Annotated in this window: 15 protein-coding genes; 5 read left to right on the top strand and 10 right to left on the bottom strand. The window is 68.2% G+C overall.

Annotated features, from left to right (window positions below; genetic code table 11):
* Positions 1 to 244: 244 nt before the first annotated feature.
* The gene (alr, locus tag MBR110_RS17160; RefSeq protein ID WP_181709433.1) at positions 245 to 1,366 is read left to right on the top strand and encodes an alanine racemase; all 1,122 of its coding nucleotides are present in this window, start codon (positions 245 to 247) and stop codon (positions 1,364 to 1,366) included.
* A gap of 153 nt (positions 1,367 to 1,519) precedes the next feature.
* Here the strand turns inward: alr and MBR110_RS17155 are convergent, their stop codons facing one another.
* The 6 genes from MBR110_RS17155 to MBR110_RS17130 form a co-directional block, all read right to left on the bottom strand.
* The gene (locus MBR110_RS17155; RefSeq protein WP_085954508.1) at positions 1,520 to 2,314 is read right to left on the bottom strand and encodes an enoyl-CoA hydratase; all 795 of its coding nucleotides are present in this window, start codon (positions 2,312 to 2,314) and stop codon (positions 1,520 to 1,522) included.
* Between the two features lie 74 nt (positions 2,315 to 2,388).
* Entirely contained in the window at positions 2,389 to 2,754 is a 366-nt protein-coding gene (locus MBR110_RS17150; RefSeq protein WP_006765703.1) for a response regulator, read from the bottom strand.
* Positions 2,755 to 2,792: 38 nt separating this feature from the next.
* Positions 2,793 to 3,752, bottom strand: coding sequence for a chemotaxis protein CheX (locus MBR110_RS17145; RefSeq protein ID WP_059694853.1), 960 nt, complete (start codon positions 3,750 to 3,752; stop codon positions 2,793 to 2,795).
* Positions 3,753 to 3,774: 22 nt separating this feature from the next.
* Positions 3,775 to 4,359 (bottom strand): hypothetical protein, encoded by a 585-nt coding sequence (locus MBR110_RS17140; protein WP_011881930.1) that lies wholly within the window; start codon positions 4,357 to 4,359, stop codon positions 3,775 to 3,777.
* Positions 4,356 to 5,096 (bottom strand): methyl-accepting chemotaxis protein, encoded by a 741-nt coding sequence (locus tag MBR110_RS17135; RefSeq protein WP_081053421.1) that lies wholly within the window; start codon positions 5,094 to 5,096, stop codon positions 4,356 to 4,358. The genes MBR110_RS17140 and MBR110_RS17135 overlap by 4 nt, the downstream gene beginning before the upstream one ends.
* A gap of 2 nt (positions 5,097 to 5,098) precedes the next feature.
* Positions 5,099 to 7,489, bottom strand: coding sequence for an MCP four helix bundle domain-containing protein (locus MBR110_RS17130; protein WP_181709432.1), 2,391 nt, complete (start codon positions 7,487 to 7,489; stop codon positions 5,099 to 5,101).
* Positions 7,490 to 7,763: 274 nt separating this feature from the next.
* On the opposite strand from MBR110_RS17130, the gene MBR110_RS17125 reads away from it, so the two are divergent.
* Positions 7,764 to 7,961, top strand: coding sequence for a hypothetical protein (locus MBR110_RS17125; protein ID WP_014725117.1), 198 nt, complete (start codon positions 7,764 to 7,766; stop codon positions 7,959 to 7,961).
* Between the two features lie 33 nt (positions 7,962 to 7,994).
* Entirely contained in the window at positions 7,995 to 8,684 is a 690-nt protein-coding gene (locus MBR110_RS17120; RefSeq protein WP_059889121.1) for an alpha/beta hydrolase, read from the top strand.
* 43 nt (positions 8,685 to 8,727) lie between these two features.
* On the opposite strand, the gene MBR110_RS17115 is transcribed toward MBR110_RS17120, so the two are convergent.
* Positions 8,728 to 10,239 carry an amino acid permease gene (locus tag MBR110_RS17115; RefSeq protein ID WP_011881926.1) on the bottom strand — a complete coding sequence of 504 codons (1,512 nt, stop codon included), beginning with the start codon at positions 10,237 to 10,239 and terminating at the stop codon, positions 8,728 to 8,730.
* Between the two features lie 99 nt (positions 10,240 to 10,338).
* Positions 10,339 to 11,745: an aspartate ammonia-lyase gene (gene aspA, locus MBR110_RS17110; RefSeq protein WP_181709431.1), complete on the bottom strand. Its 1,407-nt coding sequence runs from the start codon at positions 11,743 to 11,745 to the stop codon at positions 10,339 to 10,341.
* Between the two features lie 151 nt (positions 11,746 to 11,896).
* On the opposite strand from aspA, the gene MBR110_RS17105 reads away from it, so the two are divergent.
* Positions 11,897 to 12,871 (top strand): LysR family transcriptional regulator, encoded by a 975-nt coding sequence (locus MBR110_RS17105; protein WP_011881924.1) that lies wholly within the window; start codon positions 11,897 to 11,899, stop codon positions 12,869 to 12,871.
* Between the two features lie 159 nt (positions 12,872 to 13,030).
* Here the strand turns inward: MBR110_RS17105 and MBR110_RS17100 are convergent, their stop codons facing one another.
* Entirely contained in the window at positions 13,031 to 14,095 is a 1,065-nt protein-coding gene (locus MBR110_RS17100; protein WP_059734798.1) for an asparaginase, read from the bottom strand.
* A gap of 325 nt (positions 14,096 to 14,420) precedes the next feature.
* Here MBR110_RS17100 and MBR110_RS17095 point away from each other — a divergent pair, with 325 nt between their 5' ends.
* A complete protein-coding gene (locus tag MBR110_RS17095; RefSeq protein WP_041494169.1) occupies positions 14,421 to 16,673 on the top strand; it encodes a TonB-dependent receptor in 2,253 nt (750 codons plus the stop codon).
* Positions 16,674 to 16,754: 81 nt separating this feature from the next.
* Here MBR110_RS17095 and MBR110_RS17090 read toward each other — a convergent pair whose 3' ends face one another.
* Positions 16,755 to 17,777, bottom strand: coding sequence for a DUF2891 domain-containing protein (locus MBR110_RS17090; RefSeq protein WP_059734795.1), 1,023 nt, complete (start codon positions 17,775 to 17,777; stop codon positions 16,755 to 16,757).
* Positions 17,778 to 17,781: the final 4 nt, after the last annotated feature.

Genomic DNA, 17,781 nt, shown 5'->3' with positions numbered 1-17,781 from the left:
CGTCACGCCGTTCGCGCACCGGTTTTCTAGACGGCGGACTCGGCAAGGCCGGCTGCGCGAAATCGCGACGACCCGCCCGCGAGATCGAACATTCCACCAAATCAACGCTAAATACGTTAATTAAAACTGGTCCAACATACATAAGATAGCGATCGAAACTGGCTTGGCACGTCGCCACGCCACCCTGCCGACCCCGCGCTGCACCGTCGTGCGCGCGCCGAACGACCTTCGATCCGAACCGACCATGCCCCGTCCCATCGTCGCCCATATCCGTCCCGACGCCGTCCGCCACAACCTCGACTTCATCCGCCGCACCGCCGCGCGCTCGCGCGTGTGGGCCGTGATCAAGGCCAATGCATATGGTCACGGGATCGAGCGGATCTATCCGGGCCTCGCGGCCGCCGACGGCATCGCGCTGCTCGATCTCGACGAAGCCGTGCGCGTGCGCGAGCTCGGCTGGGACAAGCCGGTGCTGCTGCTCGAAGGGATCTTCGAGCCGGTCGACGTCGAACTCGCCGACCGCCACCGGCTCACGGTAGCCGTGCACTGCGACGAGCAGCTCGATCTGCTGATCGCCGCGCAGCCGCAACGACCGATCGACATCCAGCTGAAGATGAACTCGGGGATGAACCGGCTCGGCTACCGTCCGCACCTGTTCCGCGCCGCGTGGGAACGCGCGGCGGCTGCACCGTCGATCGGCAACATCACGCTGATGATGCACTTCGCGAACGCCGACGAAGGCGAAGTCGCCTGGCAGCTCAACCAGTTCGATGCAGCCACGGCCGGGATCCCGGGCGAGCGTTCGACGTCGAATTCGGCCGCCGTGCTGTGGCATCCGCAGGCGCATCGCGACTGGGTGCGGCCCGGCACGATCCTGTACGGCGCATCGCCGACCGGCGCGTCGCGGCACATCGCCGATACGCCGCTGATGGCGGCGATGACGCTCACCAGCAAGATCATCGGCGTACAAACGCTCGCGCCGCAGGAAACGGTCGGCTACGGCCGCCGCTTCACGGCCGAGCAGCCGATGCGGATCGGCGTCGTCGCATGCGGCTATGCGGACGGCTATCCGCGCCACGCCCCGACCGGCACGCCGATCGCCGTCGACGGCGTGATGACGCGCGTGATCGGCCGCGTATCGATGGACATGCTGACCGTCGATCTGACGCCGTGCCCGAACGCCGGCATCGGCTCGAGCGTCGAGCTGTGGGGCGATCAGGTGAAGGTGGACGACGTCGCGGAAGCGAGCGGCACGATCGGCTACGAGCTGATGTGCGCACTCGCACGCCGCGTGCCGGTGGTGGTCGTGCCGCCCGGCGCGTCGGCAGCGGAGCCGGCGCTGCACACCGGCAGCTACGGACGTTGACGAGCGCGGCGGCGGCGCGTTGCAGGTGCCGTCAGCGCGCCGCATACGGTTGCGGGCCGCATTGCACGCGGCGCGTGCGCGCAGCCGCCGCGTAGAGGCGCCGCGCATCGGCGAAGGCAACGCTGGCCCCGCACCGCGCCGCTCCCCTGCCCGCTACGAACGCCAGATCGGCTCGCGCTTCTCCAGGAACGCGTCGATTCCCTCGCCCGCATCTTCTTCCATCATGTTGCGGGCCATCACGTCGCCCGCATACGCGTATGCATCGTCGAGCGGCAGCTCGCGCTGCCGGTAGAACATCTGCTTGCCGTAGCGCACCGCCGCCGGGCTCTTCGCGACGATCTCCGCGACCTTGCGCGCGACGGCAGCGTCGAGCGCATCCTCCGGCACGGCCTCGTTGACGAGCCCCCACGCGGCGGCCGTCGCCGCATCGACGAAGCGGCCGGTGACCAGCATGTCGAACGCGCGCTTGGCGCCCACGTTGCGGCTCAGCGCGACGGCCGGCGTCGAACAGAACAGCCCGACGTTGATCCCCGACACCGCGAAACGCGCGGTATCGGCCGCGATCGCGAGATCGCATGCGGCAACCAGCTGGCAGCCGGCCGCCGTCGCGATCCCCTGCACGCGCGCGATCACCGGCACCGGCAACGCGCGCATCGCGAGCATCACGCGGCTGCATTGCGCGAACAGCGCACGGTAGTAATCGAGTTCCGGCTTGCCGCGCATCTGCCGCAGGTCGTGGCCCGCGCAGAATGCGCGGCCTTCGGCGGCGAGCACCACGCAGCGCGCCTGCGGGTCGGCGGCGATCGAATCGAATGCCGCCTGCAGGCTCGCGAGCAGTTCCTCGGACAACGCGTTGAACTGCTGCGGACGGTTCAGCCGCAGCGTGACGACGCCGTCACGCACGTCGTGCAACAGGATGGGTGCTGCCGAAGCGCAATTCGTATCCATGACGTCCCCGGTTGAAATGATGTCGATGCGATCACGCATCAATATAGTCCAACGGGGAAGCCCACGCCGCGCGGTCAGCCCGCGAGTTTCTTCAGCGCGTCGAGCACCGCGTCGCCCTTGAACGGCTTGACGATCCAGCCCTTCACGCCGGCAGCCTTGCCGCGCTCCTTCATCGCCGGGCTGCTTTCGGTCGTCAGCATCACGACGTTGACCGACGTGTTCGCCAGTTCGCCGCGGATTTTCTCGACCATCGTCAGGCCGTCCATGTTCGGCATGTTGACGTCGCTGATCACGAGGCGCACGCCGGGCGTCGCCTTGAGCTTCGCGAGCCCGTCCTTGCCGTCCACCGCCGTCGCGACGTCGAGCCCGTGATTGCGCAGGAAGCCCGCGACTTCGTCGCGCACCGTGCCCGAATCGTCGACCACCAGAATCTTTGCCATGCTTTCTTCCCCTTTTGCGTCGTTGCCGACTTCAATGTTCAAAACAGTTCGAGCTCGCCCGACTCGACCATCGGCCCGACGTCGTGCACCGTTTCGCAGAAATCCTCCGGCGACCAGCTCAAGCTGAACACGAAGCGCTGATCGAGCTGCACCGCGCGGCCCGACGCGCGATCGGTCACGCGATACTTGAAGCAGAGCTGCGGGCAGTCGCCGCCGAACGAGATGAACTTCTGCTTGTGATTGACGACGAGCGGCACCTGCACCGGATGGCGCGCGAGCGCGTCGGCGTCGCCGAGATAGCGGTCCTTGAACGCGCCCCACACGAGATTCGTCAATTCGCCGAGCACGCTGTTGACGTCGCGAAAATCGGGTGCGCGGCCATCGTCGCGCGTGCCGCCGATCATGTCGAGCAGCGGCTGCTCGCTCGTCTGCAGCAGCATGTAGCCGCGGCACCACGCGCTTTCGAGCGCGATCAGGCTGAACACTTCGCCGAAGATGATCTGGTCGCGCACGATGCACGGCGTGTCGCATTCGATCGCCATCCCCGGAAACAGGCCGTCGAGGCGCGCCTCGGTGATCTCCGCGATGCCGCGCACGAGCGCGTTCGGGTAATCGCGGCCGAACAGGTATTCGTCGACGGCGCGCTTGAGCGGCGTCAGGTCATCGGCGACGTAGGCCGCGCACGCGACGCGCGCGAGCGCATCGGGCAGCCCGTCGCGCGACGCATCCGCCGCGCGGCGCAGGATGATCGGCAACTCGGGGCGCAGCGCGTCGATCTGCGTCGCGACGATCGCGCTCTCGGCCGGCGAGCCGCCGTAGTCTTCGGCGAGCAGGATCGCGCCGAGATCGATGTTCGAGCGCAGCACCTGCAACAGGCGGTTGCGGCGCACGGTCAGGCCCACGAGGTTGTGCTCGTCGCAAAAGCGCTTGATCGTCGCGGCATGCGCGCGGCTGTCGTCCAGCACGAGCACCTTGCTGACGGGTTGGTCCACGGTCATCTCGGATAATCCTCGGATTCGGTCAAAACAGTTCGAGCTCGCCGCCCGTGTCCACCGCAGCCGCTTCCGGCACGTGGAAATCCACCGGCGCGTTCGCGCACACGCAGAGCGTCGCGCCGATCCGCACGTCGCCGTCGAGCGTCACGTCGTACGCGGCCGTGTGAGCGGGATGCAGCGCGGCCAGGTAATCGACGCTCTCGCCGCTCAGCAGATAAGGCGTCGACATCCCGAGATCGGGAAATGGCGCGGTGAGCGCCTGGTTGATCGCGCCGCAGCACAGGTTCGCGACTTCCATGAACGCTTCGGCCAGCGGCCGCTGCGTGCTCGCTCCGGGCGTCGTCGCGGCGAAATGACGTTGCGTCGGCGCATCGTCGCGAAAGCGCAGCGCGAGCAGCAGACGGAAATGCAAGGCCGAGATCGTCAGCACGACGACCTGCTCGCGCGCATCGGGCTTGGCGCGCCGCTGGGTGCGCGACGGATCGTCCGGTGCGCGCCCGGCATCGTGCGCGACCGGCCGGATCTCGCATGGGCCGCCGCCCGCGAGCCGCGTGCGCGCCGCATCGAAGAAGATCCGCTCGAAGCCGGCACGCGCCTGCGCACTGATCACGCCGCCGCTCCTTCGAGCCGCGCGTGCAGCTGCGCCGCGAGCGTCTCGACGGTTGCCAGCGCGGCGGTGATCATCTTGCCGCCGGCCTGGATGTCCTGGAACGTCGCGGCCGTCACGAGGTCGTTGCGGTTCAGGCTGTCGCGATAGCTGTTCGACAATTGCTGCGAGCGCGCCGCCAGCCCGCGCACCTCGCTCGCGACGATCGAGAAGCCGCGCCCGGCCGCGCCGGCGCGCGCCGCCTCGATCGACGCGTTCAACGACACGATCGACACGTGCGCGACGATCGCCGACAGCTCCTGGTTCTTCGCGCGCATGTCCTGGTTCTGCGTGGTGAGCGAGATCATCTGCTCGTGCCAGCGCTCGAACGTGCCGGCCAGCCCGCGCAGCCGCGCGGCTTCGTCGGCGAGCTTCGTCGCGTGCTGCGACAGCGCCGCGCGCTCGGCCGCTAGTGCCTGCAGCGCGTCGCGCCGCTCGTCGGCGCCGGCCGTCTCGCGCGCCAGCGCCTGTTCGAGCTCCGCTTCCCGCTGCGTCCAGGCCTGCGCCGCCTGCGCATGCGCGGCGACGGCCGCGTCGGCACGCGCGTCGGCGGCGTTCAGCGCGTCGCGCAATGCGTGCGTTTCGCTCGCGATCGCGGCTGCGGAACGCGCGCGCAACACCCGCGCGACGATGAAGGCGATCGCCGCGGCCGCCACGCCGCCGCTCAGAGCGGCGCCGACCGGAATCATCCACGCCTGCACGTTCACTCCGCTGCGTCGACGTTCGCGATGCCGGCGCGCGCGTGCGCCTCGACGTCCCGGCCGTCGCCCTCGGCCGCGAAACGCGCCGGCAGCGACACGATCGTCTCGAACGCGCGATACGACGCGCCGGCGCGATCGTCGGTGAAGCGCAGCGCGATGTCGCCGCCGTCGCGTTTCAGGAAATTGCGCACCGCGTCCATCCCGACGCCGCGCCCCGACACTTCGGTCACCGCGCGCGCGGTCGAGAAGCCCGGCCGGAAGATCAGCTCGGCCACGGCTTCATCGGTCATCGCCGCGTCGTTGCCGGCGTCGATCCAGCCGCGCTCGCGCGCGATCGCGCGGATGCGGGCGAGCGCAAGACCGCGGCCGTCGTCGCGCAGCACGAAGCGCAGCGCGTCGCCGTCGGCGGCAACCGCGATGTCGATGGTGCCGGCCACCGGCTTGCCGGCCGCGCGCCGCTCGTCGGACGTTTCGATGCCGTGGTCGAGCGCGTTGCGCAGCAGATGCATGAACACGTTCTTCAGCGTCGCGCCGATCTCGCTGCGCACGCGCTGCCCGTTGCTGTCGATATGCACGACCGGCGCGGGCTTGCCGAGCTCGGCCGCGAGCGACGGCAGCGATTCGATCACGCCGCCCAGCACATCGCCGATCCGCTGCGTGCCGAACTGGCTCAGCAGGCGGCGCACCGAATCGCGCGCGGCGAGCCAGTCGCTCGCGTTCGCGGGATCGGCGCCGTCGAGCATGCGCAGGCTCTCGCTGATATGCGCGCGCTCAACCATCAGGTAGTCGGCGCCGTCACGCGGCACCGGCTCGCCGTCGCGGCCGAGCGTCACCGCGTTGATCGTCGCGTAATGGTCGACCGCGTCGCGCACGCGGGCCAGGTCTTCCATCAACGCATCGCGGTTCCATTCGGGGCCGCCGTCCGCGCGGCGCAGCGATTCGTACGCCTGCTCCGCCTCGTGCACGATGTTGGTCAGGTGCTGCAGGCTGTACGTGCGCGCATTGCCCTTGATCGTGTGCATGTTGCGGAACAGCGCGGCGACGATCGAATGATCGGCGCGCTCGTGCTGGCGGATCATCCGCTCGTTTTCGCTGAGGAAGCCCTTCGCGCTGTGCACGAAGTCGTGGAACTTGTCCTGGCTGATCGACAGGATCTCGCCGATCATCTCGAGCCGGCGCTGTTGTTCGCCCGCTTGCGCGGTCAGCTCGCGAATCTCGGTCACGTCGCGCACGCACAGCATCAGCCGCACGACCGTGTCGGTGTCGTCGGTGATCGCCGACCAGCTCAGGTCGAGCCATTTCTCGCGGCCGTCCGGCATCCGCTTCGCGACTTCGTTGACGAGCAGATGCTCGTTGAACGCGAAGTTCATGCTGTCCTCGCCGAGACACGCGTGCACGGCCGCTTCGACCTGCGAGCGCGCGTCGGCGCCGATGCTCGAATCGTCGAACACGAGCGCCATCAGGTCGCGACCCGCGATGTCGTCGGTCTCGAAGATGGTTTCCAGATACGCCGAATACTCGCCGTGCACGCGCGCGCCTTCGACGACGGTCAGGATCCCCTGCTGCATGTTCTGCAGCATCGCCTGGATGTCGGCCGTCTTCTGCTTCAGCTGCGCGGCGTTCTGCTGGATCTTCTCGATCATCCCGTTGAACGCGACGATCGAGTGACCGATCTCGTCCATCCGGCCGACCGGCACGCGCCGCGTGAAGTCCTGGCTCGTCGCGATCTCGCTCATCATGGTCTGCATCCGGCTCAGCGGGCGCGTGATCTGGCGGTACAGCACGAAGCCGAGCGCCGTCAGCAGCACGACGACCGTGCCCGCGACGCCCGCGATCGCGGTCGCCGTGGTCGCCAGCATGCCGTTCAGCGCGCTGATCGCGTCGTCCTTCTGGCGGTTCTTCTCGATGCGCAGCGTGTCGACGATCCCTTCGAGTTCGTCGCGATACTGCGCGACGTTCGCGAACAGGTACGCCTGCGCCATCTCCGCCTTGCCGTCGGCCTTCATCTTGACGGTGTCGTCGATCGCGGCGAAGTAGTTCGCGGCGCTGTCGCGCGCTTGCGCGACGAGCCCTTGCTGCGCCTGGCCGACCGCCGACTTCGCCTGTGCGTCGAGCGCGGCGCGCAGCGCCGCCTGCTTCGCCTTCAGCTCGTCGCGCGCCTGCGAGGCGGTTTGCGGGTCCGGTGCGTACACCAGCGTCATCGTCGCGATCTGGATGTTCTTCACGTCGGCGACGAGATCCGCCGACGCGAGCGCGCTCGGCACGATTCCCTGGGTAACCTGACGGACCTCGGCGGCGCTCTTGCGCGTCTGGTACACGGCGTACGCGCCGATCGAGGACAGCGCGATGAACGTCAGGACGACTAGCAGCGTAATGCGATGACGAATGGTCATGAGTACAGCTCCCCGCAGCGATCCGGCTTCAATCGCCCTCTGGTCTATTGAAAGAATATGAGCGGCGAATTATCGGGGATGGTGTATGACGGTCCGATGACCGGAAATCAATGGATCGTTGATGAAATTGCAATGATTAATTGCGCAGCCGAATTCCTAAAGTTCCGACGGAATCGGCCGTTAATCGTTATCCGGCAAGGGTTCGCCATCTCCTTTCAGCGCGGCGACGGGCGAATTCGGATATTCGCTTTCCATTCGTAATTCGGCAATTCAAATGGTGTCGATTCCGGCAGAACGCCTGCAAATCGTCGAGGTCGGCTGGCTGCCGGCCGGACATTTGGCGGCAGTTTTCCGGTGGCTGATTCGCAATACGCGCGACGCAGCGCCGGCCGCGATGCCGGACGGCATTCATTCCTGTCGGGAAAGGATCAATCACCATCCGGCGGTTCACTCTGCCGGCTGCGCGGCATAGACTGTCGGATCGTTTCGCTACCGGACCCACGCGATGACCGACGTTGCCCAGCTGACCACCGACCCCGAATCGGGCCTCCACTACCGGCTGCGCGCGGCCGTCGGCCGCCCGGCGGGCCGCCTGTTGCTGCTGCACGGCGTCGGCGGCAACGAAACCAATCTGCTGAACCTGGCCGATACGATCGACCCGCGCATCGAAATCGCGTTCCTGCGCGCGCCGCTGGCGTTCGGGCCAGGCCAGCATGCATGGTTTCCGGTGCGCTTCGGCCCGAACGGCCCGGAAATCGACGCGGCCCGCGCCGATGCGAGCCGCCTGAAGCTGATCGCGCTGCTGCGCGCGCTACGCGCCCGCGACGACGCGCAGCAAGCCGCCGCGTTGCCGGTCGCGATCGCCGGCTTCAGCCAGGGCGGCATCATGAGCGCGAGCGTCGCGCTCACGTCGCCGTCCGACGTCGCCGCGTTCGCGGTGCTGTGCGGGCGCATCCTGCCGGAAATCGATCCGCTGATCGCACCGCGCGACGCGTTGAAGCCGCTGCACGCGCTGGTGATGCACGGCCGCTTCGACGACAAGCTGCCGCTCGCATGGGCCGACACGGCCGACGCGAAGCTGACGGCGCTCGGCGTCGCGCACGACACGTGGCGCTACGACGCCGGCCACGAGCTCACCGCGCAGATGGCGGCCGATTTCAGCCAATGGATCGGTGCGCGGTTCGGCTTGAACTGAGCGCGGTGGGCCGGCCGGGCGCCGGCGCGCGCGGCCGGCATCGTCAGACGCTGCCCGCGGGATCGGCGGCGATGGGCGAGGCAGCCTGGGCCGCGGCCGCAGCAGCGGCATCGCGCGCCGCGCCGCGCTTCGCGAGCTTCCAGCCGACCACCAGCGCGAGTACGACGACCGGAATCATCGCGACGGTCCACGTGCCGCCGGGATAGTCGAACGCCATCAGCACCAGCACGCTGACCAGGAATCCGAGCGTGAGCCACGACGTGAACGGCGCGCCGGGCATCCGGAACGACACCGGGCTCAGCTCGCCGCGATCGACCGCGCGGCGGAACAGGATCTGGCACATCACGATGAAGCCCCAGGTCGTGATGATGCCGAGCGACGCCATGTTCAGCACGATCTCGAACGCCTGCGCCGGCACGATGTAGTTCAGCGGCACGCCGAGCGCGTTGACCGCGACCGTGACGAGGATGCCGCCGTACGGCACGCCGCGCGCATTCATCCGCGACACGAAACGCGGCGCCGAGCCGCCCATCGCGAGCGAGCGCAGCACGCGCCCGGTCGAATACAGGCCCGAGTTCAGGCTCGACAGCGCGGCGGTGAGCACGACCACGTTCATCACCGTGCCGACGTACGGCACGCCGAGCTTGCTGAAGAACGTCACGAACGGGCTTTCGTGGGCGCTGTACGCGGTCCACGGCAGCAGCATCGTCAGCAGCACGACGGAGCCGACGTAGAACAGCGCGATGCGCCACATCACGCTGTTGATCGCCTTCGGCAGCACCTTGCGCGCGTCGGCGGTCTCGCCCGCGGCGACGCCGACGAGCTCGATGCTCGCATACGCGAACACGACGCCCTGCACGATCAGCACGGCCGGCAGGATGCCGTGCGGAAAGATCCCGCCGTGATCGGCGACCAGATGCAGGCCCGGCATCTGCCCGGCGACCGGATGGCCGCTCGCGAGAAACACCGCGCCGACCGCGAGGAACAGCGCGAGCGTCCCGACCTTGACGATCGAGAACCAGAATTCCATTTCGCCGAACACCTTCACGCCGATCATGTTCATCACCGACACGATGCCCAGCGCGCCGAGCGCGAACACCCATTGCGGCACGTCGGTGAACACCGCCCAGTACTTCATGTAGATCGCGACGGCGGTGATGTCGACGATGCCGGTGGTCGCCCAGTTCAGGTAGTACATCCAGCCCGCGACGAACGACGCGCGCTCGCCCATGAACTCGCGCGCGTACGACACGAACGAGCCGCTGGTCGGCCGGTGCATCACGAGCTCGCCGAGCGCGCGCATGATCAGGAACGCGAACGCGCCGCACACCAGGTAGACGAGCGCGAGCGCGGGCCCCGCGCTCTGCAGGCGCCCGCCCGCGCCGAGAAAGAGGCCGGTGCCGATCGCACCGCCCATCGCGATCATCTGCACGTGGCGCGGCTTGAGCTTCTGTTCATAGCCGGCCTCGTGCGACGCGAACATCGCGTCGCGCTCGGCATCGCGGGGTTGCGCGCCGCCGGCCTTGGCCGGCGCGCGCTCGCTGACGTGCTTCATGGTGTGTCTCCGTTTCTTGATGTGTCGCGCCGCCGACGCGGCGCCGCGGGAACGGCGCGCGGGCGGCCGGCGGCAGGCGCCGGCGCCGCGTGGCCGAAATCAGTAAGCGCGCGGGCGAATCAGCGCTTCGGGTTGCAGCGCGTCGTCGAGTTGCGCATCGGTCATCAGCCGGTGTTCCAGCACGACCTCGCGAATCGACTTGCCGCTCTCGTGCGCCTCCTTGGCGACGGCGGTGGCGCGCTTGTAGCCGATGTACGGGTTCAGCGCGGTGGCGAGCGCGACCGAGCGCTCCATCGTGTCGCGCAGCCGCTCGGGGTTCGCGGTGATGCCGCTCACGCAGCGATCGGCGAGCGTCGTGCAGGCCGCGCTCAGATGGCCGAAGCTGCGGAACAGCGCGCTGGCGATCACCGGCTCGAACGCGTTGAGCTGCAGCTGGCCGGCCTCGGCGGCGAACGTCACGGTCAGGTCGTTGCCGAACACCTCGAATGCGACCTGGTTCACGACCTCCGGAATCACCGGGTTCACCTTGCCCGGCATGATCGACGAGCCGGCCTGCACCGGCGGCAGATTGATCTCGCCGAAGCCGGCGCGCGGGCCGCTCGACAGCAGCCGCAGGTCGTTGCAGATCTTCGACAGCTTGACGGCGATCCGCTTCAGCACGCCCGACATCTGCACGAACGCGCCGCAATCCTGCGTCGCCTCGATCAGGTTCGGCGCGGTGCTCAGGTCGAGGCCGGTGATGCGCCGCAGTGCGGCCAGCGCCTTCGCCGCATAGTCGGGATGCGCGGTGATGCCGGTGCCGATCGCGGTCGCGCCGAGGTTGATCTCGCGCATCAGCCAGCCGGCCTCCTGCAGGCGCGCGATGTCTTCGCTCACCATCACCGCATAGGTCGAGAACTCCTGGCCGAGCGTCATCGGCACCGCGTCCTGCAACTGCGTGCGGCCGAGCTTGAGCAGATCGGCGAATGCGTCGGCCTTCTGCGCGAACGCGTCGCGCAGGTGCGCCATCGCCTCGAGCAGTTGCTCGACCGCGAAGCAGGTCGCGATGCGGATCGCGGTCGGGTAGACGTCGTTGGTGCTCTGTGCGAGGTTGACGTGCTCGTTCGGATGCAGATGTTCGTACTGGCCGCGTGCATGCCCCATGATTTCGAGCGCGCGGTTGCAGATCACCTCGTTCGCGTTCATGTTGGTCGACGTGCCCGCCTCGCCCTGGATGACGTCGACCACGAACTGGTCGTGCAGGCGGCCGTCGCGGATTTCGGCGCAGGCGGCGGCGATCGCGTCGCGATACGCACGCGGCAGCAGCCCGAGCTCGCAGTTCGCGTCGGCGGCCGCTTCCTTGACCGCCGCCAGCGCGACGACGAGGTACGGCAGCGACGCGATCGTGCGCCCGGAGATGTCGAAGTTCTCCTGCGCGCGCAGCGTATGGACGCCGTAGTACGCCGAGTCGGGCACGTTTCGCTGCCCTAATAGATCCGCTTCGACGCGAAAGCCGCGTTCCGTCATGGTGTCCCTCCTGTTGTCTCGTTGCGCTGCCGAAAACGGCGGCGTGCACCGCTGTCCGACGCGCGGGATCGCATTCTATGCCTTTGCAGAGTGATGCTCGTTTCTGTATTATCGAAAGCGGTTTTGCGTGGAACGCAACAGCAGGAGACGGATGAACACCATGGCGAGAGACACCGGCATCGATCACCTCGGCGCGATGCGCGCGTTCGTGCGGGTCGTCGAAATGGGGAGCTTTTCCGCGGTGGCAAAGGAGATGCGCGTGTCGACGTCGACGGTCGCGCGCAAGATCACCGCGATCGAGGACGCGCTCGGCGTCGCGCTGCTGCATCGTTCGACGCACAGCGTGACGCTGACCGAGGCCGGCCACATCTACCTGGAGCGCGCGGTCACGCTGATCGCCGATCTCGACGACACGCTGCGCGTCGTCGCCGAGCTGAACGCGCAGCCGAGCGGGCCGCTGAAGCTCACCGCGCCGGTCGCGTTCGGCCGCCGCCATCTCGCGCCGCTGATCGCGCCGTTTCTCGCGCGCTACCCGACGATCCAGCTCGACGTGCGGCTCACCGACAACCACAACGATCTGGTCGCCGGCGGCTTCGATCTCGACATCCACGAGGGCGAGAACTATCTGGACAACCTCGTCGTCCACCGGCTGTCGCGCAACGACAGCGTGCTGTGCGCGACGCCCGGCTATCTCGACCGTTGCGGGCGGCCGGCGACGCCGCAGGATCTGCAGCAGCACAATTGCCTGCGCTACGTGCATCCGGACGGCGATCCGCGCTGGGAACTGGTGCGCGGCGACGAGCGGCACAGCGTGCTGCCGGCCGGCAACCTCGTCACCGATCACTCGGAGCTGCTGCTCGACGCGACCTGCGCGGGGCTCGGCATCGCCGAGTTCGAGATCTGGCTGGTGCGCGACCTGCTCGCGAGCGGCCGGCTCGAGGCCGTGCTGCCGCGCTACCGGCTGCACAACAAGCTGACCGGCGACTACATCTACATCGCGTATCTGGCGAACCGGCGCAGCTCGGCGAAGCTGCGCGTGCTGAAGGACTTTCTGGCCGAACATCTCGCGCACATCGGCGAGCTGTCGGAGGTCGAGCTGATGAAGATTCGCGACGCGCTCGCGTAACCGGCGCGGCGGCGGCCGTGCAATCGCATGGCCGGCGTCGCGCCGGGCATGCGCGCGTCAGGGTCAGCGGCAGCGACATCGCCATGGTCCGTTCGGATACCGGGCTCCACGGCGTGTGCAGCGGCCGAGCGCTTTCCGCGCCCGGCGCGGCGGTTCGCGTCAGGCCGGTTGCAGCTCGAACGGGAAGCGCGCGTGCCCGATCTCGACACCCTGCGTGTTCAGCATGCGCGGCCGATGGAACGCGGCGAGCTGCGCGCGCTGCGCGTCGGTGCCGATCCCCAGCCGCTCGAGCAACTCGCTGACGACCATGTACAGCACGTCGATGTTGCCGTCGCCGATCTTGACCGAGATGCCGAGCGCGCCCTGCGCGCCGAGTTCGCGCGTGCGTGCGCAGGCGCGCACGCCGATCCCGTAGCATGCATCGGCGCCGAGCTTGCCGACCACCTGCCCTTCGAACGCGTTCATCAGCACCGTGCAGTAGCGGCCATCTCCGGCGACCAGCTCCGGATGCGCCGTCATCGCCCGATGGATGCGCGCGAGCGCGCGCACGCGATCGGTGGTCGCGACGCTGCCGGCTTCGACCGCATCCGCGCTGTCGGCGAGCGACGCGTAGAGACGCGCGAGCCGGTCGAGCGGGAATGCCGGGGTCGGCAGATTGCAGCCGTCGATCGCCCAGTCGACCTCGTCTTCGCGCAGCCCGCACGCGTCGGCGAGCACCTGCTTGACGCGCAGCTGCATCGGATGCTCGGGCAGATGGTAGTCGGCGATCGCGGCGCCGAGCACGCGCGCGCCGGCCAGCATGCCGACGTGCTTGCCCGAACAGTTGCTGCACACGCCGGTGGGCGTGTAGTCGCGCTTGATCCACGAGCGGTACACCTCATCCGACAGCGGCACATGGCCGCCGCAGCGCAGGTCCGACTCGTGCGCATCGACCTTCGCCAGCATCGCGCGCGTGCGCGCGATGTGCCGCTCCTCGCTGCTGTGCGATGCGCACATGAGCGCGATGTCGGCGTCGTCGAAACCGAAGCGCTCGGGCGCGCCCGTCTCGATCACGGACAACGCCTGCGCCGGCTTCGCCGCCGAACGCGCGAGCGTCACCCGGAACGGATCGCCGAACCGGAACAACAACTTGCCGTGCGCATCCACCACCGCGATATCGGCGACGTGCGTGTTCTCGATCGCATTGCCGCGGTACGTGACGACCGCTGCGCGTTGGGTGTCCATCTTCTACTGTCTCCTTCGTCGGGGCCTGATTCGCCGGGGCCCGTGCAACCGGTACGGCAGTGTATCGACTCGCCGTTCGAGCGCAGCGCCCACCGATGGAAAGCGGCTTTGCGCGATGCGCAAAGCCGTCGCCGCGCGCCGGCCGTGAGTATGACGATTTCGTTGCGGAACAATACGATTGTTTACAGATTTCACACCGCTCCGTACAATCTCAATCGCTAATGCGAATCATACGCATTTGTATTGACGTTTTCCGACACGACGGCCGCGGCCGGCCGTGTCGCGACGACGCGTCCGATTCACGCTACTTTCGCTGCCTCTCGCCATGTCCGTCCCGTTCAAGACGCGGCCTCGTGCCGTCGTGTCCGCACTCGCCTGCTCCGTGTTCCTGACGCCGCTACTCGCGCGCGCGGAAACCGCCGCCGCTTCGGCTCCGTCCACTGCTTCGACCGATTCCTCCGGTTCCGCAGCGCCCGCGCCGTCGGCGACGCTGCCGACCATCGCGGTGCAGTCGTCCGCGCTGTCGGACATGCAGGTGAAGCGTTCGCCGTCGTACAAGTTCACCGCGCCGCTGCTCGACACGCCGCGCTCGGTCACGGTGATTCCCGAGCAGCTGATCAAGGAGAAGAACGTCACCTCGTTCGCGGACGCGCTGCGCTCGGTGCCGGGCATCACGTTCCTCGGCGGCGACGCGGCCGCGAACCCGTCGGCCGACCGTCCGGTGATCCGCGGCTTCGAATCGCGCAACTCGATCTTCGTCGACGGGATGCGTGATTCGGGCGTGCAGAACCGCGAGACGTTCGCGGTCGAGCAGATCAGCGTGATCAAGGGCCCGGACTCCGTGTACGCGGGCCGCGGCTCGGTGGGCGGCAGCATCGACATCGTCACGAAGACGCCGCAGAACGACAACTTCGTCAACGGCAGCATCGGCTTCGGCACCGACGGCTACAAGCGGGCGACGCTCGACGCGAACCGCAAGATCGGCGACACGACGGCCGTGCGGCTGAACGTGATGGGCCACGACGCGAACCAGCCCGGCCGCAACGACGTGTACAACAAGCGCTGGGGCGTCGCGCCGTCGGTCGTGTTCGGGCTGAACACGCCGACCACCGTCACGGTCAGCTACTACCACATGAACTCGTACGACATGCCCGACTTCAGCGTGCCGTTCCGCGCGTCGGGCGGCACGCCGGTGCCGACCGATCGCGGCCGGTTCTTCGGGCTGAACACGCGCGACTACCGCTACGGCCAGACCGACACCGGCGAAGTGCGCGTCGAGCACCGCCTCAACGACGCGTGGAAGCTGAAGAACACGACGATGTTCGGGCGCTCGACGCTCGACTACGTCGCGACGAACCCGCAGATCCTCGCGTCGAATCCGAACCTGATCGCGTTGCAGGCGAAGAGCGGCAAGTACGCGCTGAACAGCATCGCGAACCAGACCGAAGTGACCGGCAGCGCGCAACTGTTCGGGATGAAGCACACGATGACGGCCGGCGTCGAGTTCAGCCATGAGCAGTCGCGCTACGAGGGCTATCTGGTGTCCGATGCCGCCGGCCACAACATCCGCACCGGCGGCCCGTGCTCGGTGGCCGGCAACTGCACGCCGCTCGCGGGCGGCTGGAACCCGAACATGCCGTGGACCGGCAGCATCGTGCTGAACGGCGACAAGGGCTTCCCCGGCGCGACGACCAACACGCGCACCGACACCGTGTCGGCGTACATCTTCGATACGGTCAGGCTGTCCGAGCGCTGGCAGTTCAACACCGGGCTGCGCTTCGACCGCTACGACACGACCGGCAAGCAGGCCGGCGTCGCCGACCTGTCGAATACGTCGAACCTGTTCAGCTACCAGTTCGGCCTCGTGTTCAAGCCGGTGACGAACGTGAGCCTGTACGCGTCGTACGGCACGTCGTCGAACCCGCCGGGCTCGAACGCGGGCCTCGGCGGCGGCTCGGACCAGATCACCGCGACGAACCAGGATCTCGCGCCCGAGCGCTCGCGCAACATCGAGGTCGGCGCGAAGTGGGACGTGCTGCAGGATCAGCTGTCGCTGACGTCGGCGCTGTTTCAGACCGACAAGACCAATGCGCGCGTGAGCGACGGGCTCGGCCATACGGTCAACGCGGGCAGCCAGCGCGTGCGCGGCGTCGAGCTCGGCTTCGCGGGCAACCTGACGCGCAAGTGGCGCGTGTTCGGCGGCTACTCGTACCTGAATGCGATCACGACCGATGCGGGCCCCGGCAGCCCCGGCGCGTCGGGCCTGCCGATGGTGATGGTGCCGAAGCACAACTTCACGCTGTGGACGAGCTACGACGTGCTGCCGCAGCTGACGCTCGGCGCCGGCGCGACGGTGATGAGCAAGACCTACGCCTCGGTATCGTCGACCGTGAAGAAGTGGACGCCCGGCTACGCGCGCTTCGACGCCGCGGCAACGTGGCGCGTGAACAAGACGATGGATGTGCAGCTGAACGTGCAGAACCTGTTCGACAAGCAGTATTACGCGAGCGCGTATCCGATCTACGCGACGTGGGCGCCGGGCCGCTCGGCGATGGTCACGCTCAACTTCTATCAGTAAGCGCGAGCGGCGGGCGATGGCGCGGGGCGGCTTGCGGGCCGATTTGCGTCCCGCCGCGCCCGCCGCTCATCGCCATCGAGATTACGCTTCGACCGCGAGCAACGCGAACGTCGCGAGCCAATGTTCGCCCATGTAGTCACCGGCCACGTGCGCGAGCGCGCTCGACAGATGGCGCTCGGCCGCATCCAGCAGTTTCGCGCGCCGCACGTCATGTTCCGGCAGCGCGTGCGCCAGTGAACGCTGGCACCACGCGCGGCTCAGGTTCAAGCCGTCCAGATGCGCGATCTTGCCGTCGCTGCGATCGCTGACCGTCGCCGGCGTGAACAGCGTCGCCGGTTCGCCGCGCGCGAGATCCGGCAGGAAGCGTGCGAACCAGCCGTCGAAGTCGGCGGCCGGCAGCACGCGCCGCATCAGCTCCGCCTCCATCAGCGCGGGCGACAGGAACTCGTCGCCCGACGGCTCCCACGCCTGGCACGCGACGTCGTTCAGATGCCAGCGCTTCGCGGTATCGGCGATCAGCGCGGCGAGCCCGTCGCGCCGCGTGGCGCGCGCGAAATCATGCGCGAGCGCGAGCGCGAACGCGGTGTTGAAGTGCGTGCCGACGCGCAGCGGATAGGTCGCTTTCGGCAGGAACGTCTCGAAGCGCGACACGAACAAGTCGGCGAGCGGCGCCATCGTCTTCGCCCAGCGCGCCGCCTGCGGCACCGCGCCGGTCAGCGCGAGCCGCTCCAGTTGTCCGGACAGCGCGAGCAGCCACGCCCAACCATAGGGCCGCTCGAAACCGCTGTTGTGCGGCAGCGCGAGATACGCGCGTTCGCCGGCGACGTTGGCGTCGGTGAAATGCGCATCGACGACGGCGACGATCTGCGCGGCCTGCGGCAGCGCCGGATAGCGCTCGAGCACGCGCAGCACGAGCCAGTAGCCGTGCACGCAGGAATGCCAGTCGTAGCTGCCGTAGAAGATCGGGTGCAGCGCACGCGGCCCCTGCACGTCGTGCGGGCCGGCGAGTTCGTGCGTGAGCTTGTTCGGATATTCGCGGGTCAGGTGCGCGAGCGCGAGCGACGCGAATTTCGCGGCCAGCTCGGCAGTCAGTCGGTCGGTCATGGGG

Source organism: Burkholderia sp. MBR-1, assembly GCF_013822785.1.
In the GTDB taxonomy this organism is placed as follows: Bacteria; Pseudomonadota; Gammaproteobacteria; order Burkholderiales; family Burkholderiaceae; genus Burkholderia; species Burkholderia vietnamiensis.
This window is presented reverse-complemented; position numbering and strand designations above follow the sequence as displayed.